Source organism: Paenibacillus turicensis, assembly GCF_017873435.1.
Classification (GTDB): Bacteria; Bacillota; Bacilli; order Paenibacillales; family Paenibacillaceae; genus Fontibacillus; species Fontibacillus turicensis.
In genome coordinates this window covers 114,571-128,386 of sequence record NZ_JAGGKG010000002.1, presented here as the reverse complement: position 1 = coordinate 128,386, position 13,816 = coordinate 114,571, and the positions used below count along the sequence as shown (strand labels likewise).

13 protein-coding genes and 1 pseudogene are annotated in these 13,816 nt (G+C 39.4%); 9 read left to right on the top strand and 5 right to left on the bottom strand.

Annotation, left to right across the window (positions count from 1 at the left end):
* Positions 1 to 172: 172 nt before the first annotated feature.
* On the top strand, positions 173 to 3,184 hold the full coding sequence (locus J2Z32_RS02935) for a hybrid sensor histidine kinase/response regulator (protein ID WP_245251132.1): 3,012 nt from the start codon (positions 173 to 175) through the stop codon (positions 3,182 to 3,184).
* Positions 3,185 to 3,460: 276 nt separating this feature from the next.
* Here J2Z32_RS02935 and J2Z32_RS02930 read toward each other — a convergent pair whose 3' ends face one another.
* The gene (locus J2Z32_RS02930) at positions 3,461 to 3,652 is read right to left on the bottom strand and encodes a hypothetical protein (protein ID WP_210087664.1); all 192 of its coding nucleotides are present in this window, start codon (positions 3,650 to 3,652) and stop codon (positions 3,461 to 3,463) included.
* Between the two features lie 57 nt (positions 3,653 to 3,709).
* Here J2Z32_RS02930 and J2Z32_RS02925 point away from each other — a divergent pair, with 57 nt between their 5' ends.
* The 3 genes from J2Z32_RS02925 (at position 3,710) to J2Z32_RS02915 (ending at position 5,560) form a co-directional block, all read left to right on the top strand.
* Positions 3,710 to 4,579: an NAD-dependent epimerase/dehydratase family protein gene (locus J2Z32_RS02925; protein WP_210087663.1), complete on the top strand. Its 870-nt coding sequence runs from the start codon at positions 3,710 to 3,712 to the stop codon at positions 4,577 to 4,579.
* A 66-nt stretch (positions 4,580 to 4,645) separates the two neighbouring features.
* A complete protein-coding gene (locus J2Z32_RS02920) occupies positions 4,646 to 5,065 on the top strand; it encodes a GNAT family N-acetyltransferase (RefSeq protein ID WP_210087662.1) in 420 nt (139 codons plus the stop codon).
* A gap of 39 nt (positions 5,066 to 5,104) precedes the next feature.
* On the top strand, positions 5,105 to 5,560 hold the full coding sequence (locus J2Z32_RS02915; RefSeq protein WP_210087661.1) for a GNAT family N-acetyltransferase: 456 nt from the start codon (positions 5,105 to 5,107) through the stop codon (positions 5,558 to 5,560).
* A 136-nt stretch (positions 5,561 to 5,696) separates the two neighbouring features.
* Here J2Z32_RS02915 and J2Z32_RS02910 read toward each other — a convergent pair whose 3' ends face one another.
* Positions 5,697 to 6,290 (bottom strand): TetR/AcrR family transcriptional regulator, encoded by a 594-nt coding sequence (locus tag J2Z32_RS02910; protein WP_210087660.1) that lies wholly within the window; start codon positions 6,288 to 6,290, stop codon positions 5,697 to 5,699.
* A 197-nt stretch (positions 6,291 to 6,487) separates the two neighbouring features.
* Between J2Z32_RS02910 and J2Z32_RS02905 the strand changes: the two genes are divergently transcribed.
* From J2Z32_RS02905 to J2Z32_RS02885, 5 genes are all read left to right on the top strand, one after another.
* On the top strand, positions 6,488 to 7,147 hold the full coding sequence (locus tag J2Z32_RS02905) for an SDR family NAD(P)-dependent oxidoreductase (RefSeq protein ID WP_210087659.1): 660 nt from the start codon (positions 6,488 to 6,490) through the stop codon (positions 7,145 to 7,147).
* Positions 7,148 to 7,183: 36 nt separating this feature from the next.
* Positions 7,184 to 7,828 carry an NAD(P)H-binding protein gene (locus tag J2Z32_RS02900; protein WP_210087658.1) on the top strand — a complete coding sequence of 215 codons (645 nt, stop codon included), beginning with the start codon at positions 7,184 to 7,186 and terminating at the stop codon, positions 7,826 to 7,828.
* Between the two features lie 54 nt (positions 7,829 to 7,882).
* A complete protein-coding gene (locus J2Z32_RS02895; RefSeq protein WP_210087657.1) occupies positions 7,883 to 8,515 on the top strand; it encodes a DsbA family oxidoreductase in 633 nt (210 codons plus the stop codon).
* Between the two features lie 228 nt (positions 8,516 to 8,743).
* Positions 8,744 to 10,207, top strand: a complete 1,464-nt coding sequence (locus tag J2Z32_RS02890) for a 4-hydroxyphenylacetate 3-hydroxylase family protein (RefSeq protein WP_210087656.1) — start codon at positions 8,744 to 8,746, stop codon at positions 10,205 to 10,207.
* Between the two features lie 252 nt (positions 10,208 to 10,459).
* The gene (locus J2Z32_RS02885) at positions 10,460 to 12,082 is read left to right on the top strand and encodes a glycoside hydrolase family 43 protein (protein WP_210087655.1); all 1,623 of its coding nucleotides are present in this window, start codon (positions 10,460 to 10,462) and stop codon (positions 12,080 to 12,082) included.
* Positions 12,083 to 12,201: 119 nt separating this feature from the next.
* Here J2Z32_RS02885 and J2Z32_RS02880 read toward each other — a convergent pair whose 3' ends face one another.
* The 3 genes and pseudogenes from J2Z32_RS02880 to J2Z32_RS02870 all read right to left on the bottom strand — a co-directional run.
* On the bottom strand, positions 12,202 to 12,861 hold the full coding sequence (locus tag J2Z32_RS02880; RefSeq protein WP_245251122.1) for a YczE/YyaS/YitT family protein: 660 nt from the start codon (positions 12,859 to 12,861) through the stop codon (positions 12,202 to 12,204).
* Positions 12,858 to 13,298: a GNAT family N-acetyltransferase gene (locus J2Z32_RS02875; RefSeq protein WP_210087889.1), complete on the bottom strand. Its 441-nt coding sequence runs from the start codon at positions 13,296 to 13,298 to the stop codon at positions 12,858 to 12,860. Before J2Z32_RS02875 ends, J2Z32_RS02880 begins: the two co-directional genes overlap by 4 nt.
* Positions 13,299 to 13,733: pseudogene (locus J2Z32_RS02870) on the bottom strand (GNAT family N-acetyltransferase); the annotation flags it as partial.
* Positions 13,734 to 13,816: the final 83 nt, after the last annotated feature.

Below are 13,816 nucleotides of genomic sequence, written 5' to 3'. Positions count from 1 at the left end.
AGATTGTTCCATTTTCCAGCATCCATGATAAAATTGGTTTAGCAAACTAAGCCTTACTATACAGAATAATAAAGGATTGTTAACGTTGCCATCATTCTTTCATATTAAAAAAAACATATCCAAACATAGGCTGGCATGGATCATTCTCGTATACTTAGTAGCTTTAATTAGTATGAGGCTGTTATGGTATATGGAGTTCGCCTCGCCCAGTCAGCCCCATGCAATTCAGGGTGAACTAGATTTATCTAACTGTAAATTTGATGATCAGCAGACAGTTACACTGAACGGGCAATGGGACTTTTACCCTGATAACTTCATTTCTCCAAACACACCGTTAAATGATACATTCCATCTCGCGAATTTAACACAGGTTCCTGGTACTTTTAAAGATACGAGTCCAGAGTCTAATTTTGGAACCTATCGACTTCGCGTGCTTTTGCCTGCATCAAATGCGTCTTATGGCATTCATATACCTGAAATAAAGACAGCTTATCACTTATATATTAATGGGAATCTTATATATGAATCAGGTTTTCCTGATAAAACCTCGAGTGGAACAATTTCCAAGGTTGTCCCCTATACAGGCAATTTCATAGTGGAGCAGTCCCAAATGGATATCGTCATTCATGTCAGTAATTTTCACTATCATAATCAAGGTGGAATTGTTCAATCCATAAAGTTTGGGAATCCATATGCTGTCATGAATGAAACTCATTTCAGCGAGAATATGCAAATGCTAGTTTGTGTTATTTTATTACTTCATATGATATATATCGTTATTTTGCTTTTCGTTGGTCATCGACAGAAAGAACTGTTTTATTTTGCTGGAATTATATTATTTGCATTGCTTGTTACGTTAATCGATGATGACAAAATGTTGCTTCAGTGGTTCCCAATTAATTTTGAATGGTCAGTACGCTTAAGAATTATTGGATACTCCGCACTAGCATATTGTCTAGTATTGTGTACAAGACACCTGCTGAGTGTTCAAAGTTTTAAAAAATTGATTTTACTTTTTTCTATTATTTTTTACACATATGTAATCGCAACTCTTTTATTTCCTATAAGTTGGCTGGATTATTCGTCTAAGCTGATTGGTGTTTTTATGATCTTAGCTATCATACTTGTACCTATTATTTCAAGACAGGCCATCAGAAAAGGTCAAGAAGCATCTATCATCTTGCTTGACGGAATCGCTGTTTCGTTAAATATGGGATTTAGCGGATTATTTAAGTCATGGTTTGATAAAGATCTACCTTATTACCCGATTGATCTTATTGTTGCTTTTGTTATTTTTGCCTCTTTTTGGTTTGTGCGCTTCACGAAAACTGGAATGCGTGCTGAAAAACAAGCGGAAGAGCTCAAAAAAGTAGACAAGAAAAAAGACGAGTTTCTTGCTAATACGTCACATGAGCTTCGGAATCCGCTCCATGCGATCATAAATATGGCTCAATCGATCATGATTCGGGGGAATAGTTCACTTACCCAACCTGATCATGAAGATTTGATGCTAATTACTAAAGTTGGACAGCGCATGTCACAGCTACTGGATGACTTAATTGATATTACGCTTCTTAAAGATAGTCGAATTTCTCTTGATACAACAAGCGTCTCTTTACCAGCAGTGGCAAAGGGAGTAGTTCATATGTTGAACTATATGACGTTGAACAACAACGTGAAGCTACAGAACGAGATTCCTGATACAATGCCTAATGTAGTCGCTGACGAAAATCGCCTTACCCAAATTATGTTCAATTTAGTTCATAATGCTTTGAAATTTACGAAGGAAGGAAGTGTTACTCTTTGTTCAGAAGTTCAGGATGGAGTAGCTTATGTTCATATTATGGATACGGGTATTGGGATTAATGAAGAACTGCAACAAAGGATATTCTCACCGTATCAACAAGCTGATTCCAGTATCACTTCCCAGGGGAGCGGCCTAGGTCTAGGACTCAGTATTTGTAAAGAATTAGTTGAGCTTCATGGAGGTACATTGGCGCTTAAATCTGAGCTAGGACAGGGATCTGTCTTCACATTTTCGATACCTTTGGTAGAGGACACACCCGTTATAAAAGGTTTAAAGAATGATGAAGTGATAGAGGAACCTACTACCGTTCAGCTAGTACAAAACGCAATGGACGTAAATATGGAAGCAGCTATTTCTTCAGAGAATAGCGATCCAATGGATATTGTCAAAGGAGCTATCCTTTTAGTGGATGATGATTCCATCAATTTGAAGGTTATAAAGTCATTGCTGGAGCTGGATAACTATGAAGTTACCGCTGTAAATAGTGCTCAGAAGGCCCTTGAACAAATGAACCATAAACCGTGGGATTTGGTTATAACGGATGTGATGATGCCCGAAATGTCTGGTTACGCTCTTACTGAAATGATACGTGAGAAATTCACTATTTTTGAGTTGCCAGTATTGCTATTGACGGCAAGGATTAGACCCGATGATATTCAAGCTGGCTTTCTTGCAGGAGCTAATGATTACTTAACAAAGCCGGTTGAAATGTTAGAGCTGCAATCAAGAATTCGTGCATTAATCCATTTTAAACAATCCGTTGACGAGCAATTGCGGATGGAAGCTGCATGGCTCCAAGCTCAGATTCAGCCTCACTTTTTGTTTAATACAATTAATTCTATTGCTTCACTAAGTTTATTAGATTCAGATCGTATGATTAAATTGCTTTTAGCCTTTAGTGACTACTTACAGGGAAGTTTTAATTCAAAAAATTTACAGCCTCTGGTCCCACTGTCCCATGAGCTTGACTTGCTGCGAGCGTATTTATATATCGAAAAGGAACGGTTTGGAGACCGATTGGAAGTCGAATGGAATCTGCCTGATCATTTGGATACGAAACTTCCGCCACTTACAATCCAGCCTATCGTAGAAAATGCAATTCGCCACGGCATATTGAAGCGTACAAGTGGAGGGAAGCTAAGCCTATCTGCTATGAAAGAAGAGGATTATATCAAGTTTGTCATACATGATAATGGAGTTGGTATGGATGAGACCAAGCTGTCTTCCATCTTAGATGGCAAGAAGAAGGCTGGGACATCCGGTGTGGGATTAACGAATACCGATCGACGCCTTAAAAAGATTTATGGGCAAGGTTTACTGATTCAAAGTATACCTGGTGAAGGAACTACCGTTTCATTCATCGTACCGAGACTATAATAACTTATCACGATAAAGTCGCTATTTTAGCGGCTTTTTTATTTTACTGTCACATGCTTATGTAAGTCTTTAATAATTGGTATGCAAAAAAATGAAATACAGTGGTACTTAAAACATTCAAAATGTTCATGTTAGCATAAATTTAACAGCATGCTGTATTAAATGCACATTAATCATAGCTATGATTATCCAACAGTAGCAATAGCTTTAAGTTGGATTGAAAGGAGAGCATATGAATACAGCAGATCTCGCAACGAATAAAATAGGCAAGCTGCCTTACGTTATTGCGATATCATTTATTGTATTGATGGTTAGTTTATCCGTATGGTTACAACATTCAGAGATCATTTTACCAGAAGTCGCGGCGATGGCTATAGCGATGTGGGTATACAGAGAACCAGGGTGGATCAGACGTCCATACGTAATTTTCATTGCACCGACCGTGACAGCTGCTATGGGTCTTGTCATCAATCAGTTGCAGATTCTGATTTTATCAATATATAGAAAATTTGGAGGTCTATTTTTATGAAAATTTTTGTAGCTGGTGCTAGTGGTGTTATTGGGAGATTGTTGCTACCGCAGCTCGTACAAGCTGGTCACGATGTCATTGGCATGACAAGGAAAGAAAAGCAACGACAGGCCATTGAACAAACTGGAGCCAAAGCAGTTCTTGCAGATGTGTTCGATCGGGAGCAAATGGTGAATATTTTAACGGAAGTTAAACCTGATGTTGTCATTCATCAATTAACCTCATTAAGTCAAGGCAGCTCAGCAGAAAATGCTCGCATACGGATTGAAGGAACTCGCAACCTAGTGGATGCAGCAAAACAAGCAAAGGTACAAAAAATAATCGCACAGAGTATTTCATGGGCATATGAACCTGGCACAACTCCTGCAACGGAAGAAACTTCATTGGACCTCGATGCCCCTATGCCTAGATATACAACGATTAACGGTGTTGTGGCCCTAGAGGAAGCTGTAAAAGAAATTCCGGAATATGTAGTTTTACGATACGGTACTTTGTATGGACCCGCAACTTGGTATGATCAGGCTGGGTCTACGGCTGAAAAAGTAAGGAAGCAAGAGGTAAAGGCAACAGACGGCGTCTCTTCTTTTGTGCATGTGCAAGATGCTGCGAATGCTGCTTTTCTGGCATTGGAGTGGCCTACAGGAACGTATAACATCGTAGATGATGAACCTGCTAAAGGTATAGAGTGGCTACCTGTGTATGCAGATGCATTACACGCATCTAGACCAGAAATTGGGTCCGATTTTAGTCCGTGGGAGAGAGGTGCTTCTAACAGCAAAGCCAAAAATGAGTGTGGTTGGGAACTTGAGTATCCGACCTGGAGAACTGCGTTTTCAAGAAGCCAATACCAGGTTCAAAAAGAATAGCGTATAATAATGGTAATCCGAAGTATAAATCTAAGTCTAAGCATAGAAGTTAGGGGGATTGATCTGATGCTAATCAGAGAAGCAAGTATTAAAGACTATCCACAATTGAGACAAATTTATCTGGATTCCCGTCGTGGGAGTTTTCATTGGGTCAATACAGATGAAATGACGCTTGATGATTTTGATCGGGACACACTGGAAGAACAAATTCTTCTGGCAGAGGAGAACGACCAAGTTCTCGGATTTGCTTCATTGTATGTACCTAACCGATTTATTCATAATTTGTTTGTACACCCTAATGCTGCTGGCAAAGGTGCTGGTGATTTGCTACTCAAAGCGGCTGTAGCCGAACTGGGAACACCAGTCACATTAAAATGTGTCTCCGAAAATACAAAAGCATTGAATTTCTATAAGAAGAGGGGTTTTAAAGCCGTTGTTGAGGAAGGGGAACCCGGAGCTAAATATTGGGTCATGGTTTATGAGTAAATCTTAATACAACTTAACATTAACGTAGGAGGGGTTGCAGTGGAGATTCTTGTAGATGATTTGAGTAGGCCACAAGTGATTGGATTAATTGCAGAACATCTTCAAGGAATGGCAGAGGACTCTCCACCTGAAAGCATTCATGCTCTTAATCTGGACGAGTTGAAGAAGCCGGAAATTACATTCTGGTGTGCTTGGGAGGATGAGGAGCTTCTTGGCTGTGGGGCTATCAAGGAATTGGACAAAGAGCATGCAGAACTCAAATCGATGCGGACAGCTAAAAAGCATTTGCGCAAAGGTGTAGCTAGAAATATTCTTTCTCATATTATTGAAGTGGCCATAAGCCGCGGATACAAGAAGATCAGTCTCGAGACTGGTTCGATGGATTCATTCATCCCAGCTCACAAGCTGTATGAAGATTTTGGCTTCACATATTGTGAGCCATTTGCAGATTATGTCCTAGATCTCAATAGTTTTTTTATGACGAAGGAACTGTAGTACAGGTTTTGGGACTAGTCACAACGAACAGCTGGATTACTATCTAAATTTTTAACAGCGTAGTAACAGAAGAGGGGCCCTCAATTGAAGGGCCTCTCTTCTGTTATGTCACCCGCTACCTTAAGCAGGGATCACTTTAATCGTTGATTGGAATACCCGCAGCTGTTAAATGTCCATGAGTTAGAATTTTTCCGAATTGAGAAGCGAGTTCATTTGGAGTATACGAAAAATCATTTTTAACCCACCATATTACAATGCCCATAAAAGTAGATGCGATATATTGGAGTAATAAGTCCTTTGAAATCTTCAGGGTCGTATTATGCAAGCCATCTTCCACTGTATTTTTTATAATTTCTTCCATCTTTGATTGAAAACCATATATTCTATTCTCATCCAGTAACAATGCTTTGTAAAAGGGAATATTTTCTTTAATTTTCTCCAGTATGGTTTGCATTAATTGTTCAAACATAGTGCCGCTTATAGGAGATTTGCTGCTTGAACAAAGATTGAGTGTATTATTTAATTCCTCTAATAATTCGTCCATAGATTCATTTAACAAATGGGGTTTGTTCTGATAATGAAGGTAAAATGTATTCCGGTTAATCATCGCTTTGTCGGCAATATCCTGAATCGTAATCCCTTCATATCCCTTTTCATTAAGGAGTTCTATAAATGCCTTTTTTATCGAATGTTTGGAGCGAAGGATACGCAAATCGGTTTTTTTGTTCATTATGGCTCATCCCCTTAACTTTTTTTGTTAGATATACGACATTTGAACTCAAACTGTATTTTATCTCTCAAAATCAAAATTATTAAACATTGAAGGCTGACCTTTCATTAATTATAATGAACAAAAGATAAATATACAACACGTTGACCATTATTTATCAGGTTGATAATTAACTCTAACTAAAGGAGAGATTTTAGATGAAAACGATAGCGATTGTTGGAGCAGGAGCAGGTTTAGGGATGTCCATTGCAAAGAAATTCGGACAAAATGGCTTTCGCGTAGCGCTTATTGCTCGAAATGAAGAAAAATTGAACCAACTGGTTATTGAGTTAGAACAATTGGGGATCGAAGCTGCTTCATTTCAAGCGGACATATTAAATAAAGAACAAATTGAGAATGCATTTGCTGCTGTTAAAGAGAAGTACGGATTTATTGATGTTCTTGAATACAGTCCAACGCCGAGCTTTGACTCCGTAGCGCCAACATTAGATGTAACTGAAGAAAATGCGTTATACCAATTTCAATATAATGTTTTAGGTGCTTTATCGAGTGTTAAACAAGTACTTCCGGATATGTTGGATAAGAAAAGTGGTGCTCTGTTATTTACAACTGGAGGTGCTTCAGTCCACCCGGTTCCAAGGATGGGTAACGTCGGAATTGCAATCTCAGGACTTCGTAATTATATCTTTAATTTGAACAGCGAATTAGCAGACAAAGGAATTTATGCAGGTCACCTTTCGATCGGAATCTGGATGCAGCCGAATTCAGGAGTTCAGGTTAAAATCGCTGATCTTTGGTACGACATGTACACCAAAAGAGACAGAGTAGAAGAGTTTGTAACTGAAGATAAAGTTTAAGTTCAATAATTTATGTTAAAGGAGATTTAAAAAAATATGAATATCACTATTTTTGGTGCAAGTGGTGCAATTGGAAAGCTTGTTACTCAACTAGCTTTAGATCACGGAGATTCCGTTACGGCATACGTTAGAAACCCCCAAAAAGTCGACCTCAAACATCCGAATTTGAGTCTTGTACAAGGGGAACTTTCGAATAGCTCAACCATCGAGAAGGCCGTTGCCGAATCCGATGTCGTAATCAGCACATTGGGGCCAGGGTCCGATATGTCACGAAAGCTTAAAGGTACGCCGATTGCTGACGGACACGAACTGATCATTAAGGCTATGAAGAAACATAACAAGAAAAGGTTCATTACACTTGCGACGCCAGCTTTGCAATCCGATGACGATAAGAAAAATATGTCCACGATACTTCCAGGTGTTTTAGCCAAAGTGCTCCTTCCAAACGGATATGCAGAAATGAAGAAAATGGAAGGAATGATTAAGAAATCGAATCTGGATTGGACAGTCGTTCGAATTATAAATCCCAATGTTAAATACACAGGGCAGTCTTATGGCTATTCCTTCGGAGATCAATCGGCTAAAATGTCTGTTTCCAGAGAAAATGTTGCTAAATTCATGTACTCTGCTGCTCGTGACAAAAAATTGATTAGAAAAATGCCTATTATTTATAACAAATAATAGGGGCAAAAATGAAACATTCAACTATTAGTGGTTAGTGAAGGAGGATTCAAAATGAAAATCGAGATATGGTCGGACTACGTTTGTCCATTTTGTTATATTGGGAAACGACGATTAGAATCTGCACTGGAGCAATTCGGCCATCAGGATGAGGTGGTTATCGAATATAGAAGCTTTGAACTTAATCCGCAAGCATCCATGTACTCAGGCAAAAATATGCATCAAATACTTTCTGAAAAACATGGTATGAGCATTGAGCAAGCGAAAAAAGCAAATGCTGAACTGGGACAACAAGCGGCTATAATGGGTCTCGTGTATAATTTTGACCAAATGAAGCCCACCAATACGTTTGATGCGCATCGTTTAACCCAATATGCCAAATCTGTGGGTAAAGATCAGGAATTAGCAGAGAAGCTGTTCTATTCTTATTACACGGATGCCAAGCTAATTAGCGATCATGATACTTTAGCAGATATTGCAGAATCAGTTGGAATGAATAGGGACGAGTCAATGGCAGTTCTCCATGATTCCTCCAAATATGCTGGCGAAGTGCGTTCAGATGAAGCTACAGCAAAACAATTAGGGATCACAGGAGCACCTTTCTTTGTCATTAATAGAAAATACGCAATATCCGGCGCACAACCTACAGAGGTATTTTTAAAAGCTCTTAACCAAGTATCTTTCTAAATTTTTTAAATCACGGACGGGGATGTCCTCAATTGAATATAGAAAATATTATAGATTAGTGCTAATCAACAAGCTGAAGCCAGACCCCTATGATCGTTTACAATGCAAAGTAAAGAAAATGTTTAAACATGGACAATGTACTGCCTTTAACGGTACCACATATTTTAGAGAAACTGGGTTAGTCAAATGGGCTGAACCGTTAAATGTTCATGAATGGGGTGGGTGGCAATGGCAGTTAAGAACGGAAAAGAATATATTGAGGGTATAGACCGCCAGCAAATCAATATATGGTATCAGGGTAAAACCATCGAAAAGCCTTTATCCAGTCATCCTGCTTTCAACGGGTTATTAAAGACCCAAGCGGAAATGTATGATATGCAGCATCAGGAGAAAATCATGGAACAAATGACCTTTCAGTCCGGGACTGACGGGGAACGTTATGGACTTTCCTTCTTAGCACCGAGAAGCAAGGAAGATCTGGTCCGTAGGAGAATCATGATGGAGTTGTGGGCGGAGAAGCACCATGGGTTTTTAGGGAGATCCCCAGATTATATGAACACGACGATGATGTCTTTATATACCGCGGCTCATCTGTTACAAGAATACAATCCGGAATATGAAGATAATCTCATAAAGTACTATGAATACTGCCGCAGTAAGGACATCACATTATCCCATGCATTCATTCAGCCGTTTGCCAGCAGGTTGTCCGAGCTGTTGGACGAGGCCCAGGATTCAATTACAGCTAAAGTGATCGACCGTAATGAAAACGGAATTGTGGTAAACGGTGCGTTTATGATGGCTACGCAAGCAGCAACCTGTGATGAAATACTGGTGTTCCCCTCACCTCTGCCTTCCATGCTGGAACCGGATAATCCATATGCCTTTGCCTTTGCAGTTCCCAATGATCTGGAGGGGATGACCTTCATTTGTCGTGAAAGTTATTCAGACACATCTCATTATGATCATCCGCTAAGCAGCAGATTTGAAGAAATGGACGCCATGGTGATCTTTGATCACGTATTCATCCCACGCAACCGAATTTTTTACTTAGGGAATGAAGAGATTGGAGTGCGGCTGTTCAGCGAAGGGAATTTTCACAGTTATGCCGGTCATCAGGTGCTTACACGTTACATTGCCAAGACGGAATTTCTTCTCGGCCTGATCTCTAAATTGTCGGATGAACAGAATATCAGTCTCGAAGCGGTAACTATGGAGCGGATTTCCCGTATTTTGACCATGCTTGAAAATTTGAAATCCCTTCGCCTAGCTTCGGAAATGATGGCCGAACCGGATGCAAAGGGCTATTATGTGCCAGCCAAAAAGCCGCTGATTGCTGCTACGATACAGTATTCCTCTTTTTATCAGGAGATGCTGAGTATGCTCCAGGACATCAGCTCCAGCAGCCTTGTGATGCTTCCTACCGAGGCAGACCTTGCATCTGATGCTGGCGACTTTATCTCTCTATATCTTAAAGGGCAGGATACATCTGCCTGGGACCGAATCTCTCTTTTCCGGCTCACCTGGGAACTGGCAATCGGTCCCTTCGGCGGTAGACAGAAACAGTTTGAACGCTTTTTCTTTGGAAACACCCGCACGCTTACTTCTCGAATGTATAACGTGTACAGTCTGGACAAATACAAAGCGATGATTGATGAATTTTTGCACCATGGGGAAACTCAGGTCTTTTAAAGACTCTGGGTTTTTTTGTATTTCAATGGTAAGCCGTAATTGCTGCAAAATAGCGAAATAAGTATACAGATGGCCCACGGACTCCATGATTGGACTTGAAGCATCAGTAGCGAATATACCGATTTTTCTGGGAACTTCTGGGACCCGATTTGTATTGCGCTATAGCCCGGCTGAAATTAGTGCTATATAATGACTATTGTATGGCTTGACAAATTAATGATTCAGTTCTAAGAAAAGGAGAGTTATGTAGAAATGATTACCAATCCTATTCTAAGCGGGTTTCACCCTGATCCATCTATTATTCGTGTAGGTGAAGATTATTACATCGCAACTTCAACATTTGAATGGTATCCAGGTGTACGAATACATCATTCTCGTGATCTTAAAAATTGGCGAATCGTATCTCATGCTCTAACCAGACCTTCTCAGCTTCATATGGCTGGAAATCCTGACTCTTGTGGGGTCTGGGCTCCTTGTTTGTCTTATGATAAAGGGATATTTTATCTGATATTTACTGATGTAAAAAGCAGGTTAGGCGCATTCAAGGACACACATAACTACATGGTTACAGCGACAAACATTGAAGGGCCTTGGTCTGACCCAATCTACTTAAATAGCAGCGGATTTGACCCCTCACTTTTTCATGATGATGATGGTCGAAAATGGTTGCTGAATATGTTGTGGGATCACCGCGCCGGGCGTAATCATTTTGCAGGAATATTGCTGCAGGAATTTTGTACAGAGCGACAAATGTTAATTGGAAAAGCGAAAAATATTTTTCAAGGCACAGAGTTGAAGTACACTGAGGGGCCTCATCTATATAAACACAATGGTTATTATTATTTGTTGACCGCAGAAGGAGGAACCTGGCACACACATGCTGCAACAATGGCACGCTCTAGGTCAATCGAAGGACCATACGAGGTAGACCCTTGCAATCCTATTCTGACATCGTCGGGTGACGATAGTCTAATCCTGAAAAAAGCAGGACATGGTAGCTTGGTAGAAACACAGAATGGTGAGTGGGCTATGGTACATCTCACTGGCAGGCCAGTCAATAACGTCAACTGTATCCTTGGAAGAGAGACTGCAATTCAACGAATGGAATGGACAGAAGACCACTGGCTTAGAATCGCTGGTGGAGGAAATGCGCCTAAATTAACGATTGATGAATTTGAATTACCTCATTATCCGTTCCCGTCTGTTCCTGCCATTGACTACTTTGATAAAAAAGAACTTGATCATCGTTGGAACACTTTAAGGATGCCACCAGATTCTTCATGGCTTTCCTTAACAGAAAAAGCAGGGAGCCTGCGAATTTATGGCCGGGAATCCTTAAGCTCAACATTCAGTCAGAGTATGGTGGCTCAGCGACAACAAACAATGAATGCTGAAGTGGAGACGGAGCTTGAATTCGATCCGGATCATTTTCAACAGATGGCGGGTTTAATTTTGTACTATGATACGAGCGACTATGTCTACTTAAGAATTACGAGGGATGAAAATCTCGGGAAATGCTTGGGGATTGTAAGATCCTTTCAAGGGAATTGGGAAGAGTTCCCGGAATCAGAAATTTCAATCGAAGGAACTCAACGTTGTAAATTGAAAGCGAATATAAACAATAACCTCGTACTTTTCTCTTATGCTCTTGATGATGGAGAGTGGAATACAATTGGAAAGGCGATGGATATTTCGCATTTAAGTGATGAAGCGGGAGGAAAAAATAATTTCATCCGATTTACCGGGAACTTTTTAGGCCTATGCGTTCAAGATTTAAGTGGAATGAAGAAATATGCTGACTTTGATTACTTTAGATGTGAGGCAATTGAAGTTCAGCTGCATATGGACACAACACCATTGAAGGCTAGTAAGTAACATTAACCCACAGGGCTATCACATAAAAAAGTGATGCCCTGTGGGCATTTGTAATTTAACCTTCTATTATTTGTAATCTGCGTTTATCGTTCGCTTATCGTTGTTATCTATAAGACGTTTTAAACGGAATGGTTTCTATCCATCTCATAAATTTCTGGTTCATTTGACCTCAATTTGCCTATCATCTTTCCAGTACATGGCATAAAAATATTTAAAATTGCCCCACTGAGACAGACAGCCAGTGCAGTTCCTATACCTATGGGTCCATTAAAAATGAATGCCATAAACAGAAGTACAACATTAATTAAAGTTCTCGAAAAAAATATGTTCGTTCGAGTTATTTTTTTTAATGAGAGTGTTAACCGATCGATCGGAATCGGTGCAAAATTGGTCTGTAAATACATGGACGTACCTATTCCTGCAACAATTAAACCGCAGCCGAAACACAGAAATTTGAAAAACAATAGATCAGGTGCCACCCAAGTCCGTAACAATAACAACCAGAAATCAATACAAATGCCTGTTATAAGGGCAGTTACTAAGCCCAAATATTCAGGTTTCTGTTTTTGTAGCAACGAATTAATAAATATCATAACTAGAGCAATAATAATCTCCCAGCTACCAACAGTTAAACCTACGTTTAGGGACAATCCAACCAGAAGAGCATCGAAAGGAGAGCTACCAAGATCCGATTGTATGGTTAACGTAATGCCAAGAGTTAGAATTAAGATACCTATTGCATAAATTAAATATTGATTTACACGTGATAACGGCATCATTTCCATAATAAATCTTTTACCATTAGGTAATGCGGAATTCCATCTTCCATAAATACATCGGAGGTAGTCTGGTATCCTAGCTTGTGATAAAATCCCTCTGCATGTGTCTGTCCATGTAATTTAACTTTGGATATTTCTTTATTTTCTGCAATTTCTTCTAGTGATGTAACGATTAATTTACCAAGACCATATTGACGATAAGGTTTTAAAATACATATTCGATCTAATTTACCTACGCCATCTCGAATAATAATTCTACCTGTTCCGGCGGGTAGTTCATTATAATAGACTAGGATGTGCTTACACTGTCCATCTAAAGTATCATAATCATCAAACTCATCTTCAATTGGTACATTTTGTTCTCTCACAAACACTTCTTCTCTTATTTGAAAAGCGATGTTGAGCTCCTCAACTGAGTCTATTTTTTTTAATTTCATTAAGTCTTTGATCATCAAAAAATGTGGGATTCCATCCTCCATAAATTCATCTGAGATTGCAGTGTAACCTAATTTCTCGTAGAACCCCTTTGCTTGTGATTGTCCATGCAATTTAACCTGCCAAAGTCCCTTATCCCTTGAATTTTCTTCTAAGGAGTTAATTATTTTTTTTCCAACTCCAAATTTGCGATATGGTTCTAGAATACATATGCGTTCAAGTTTTCCTTTCCCATCAATGAAGCGTACTCTTCCTGTTCCAATCGGTACCCTATCAATATAGGCCAGTACATGTTCACACGTTCCATTCAACGTGTCAAACTGATCAAACTCATCCTCCAGCGGAACACCTTGCTCTTCAACAAATACCTTCTTTCTTATAGAAAACGCATGTTCAAGTTCAATGGAATTGGAAACCTTAATGATTATAATCTCCATGCTACTCTTCAATCCTTTCTGTGAAGTAACGCAAGTATATATTAAAAATGTTGCAAATGCAATATTATTAAACATGAGATAAT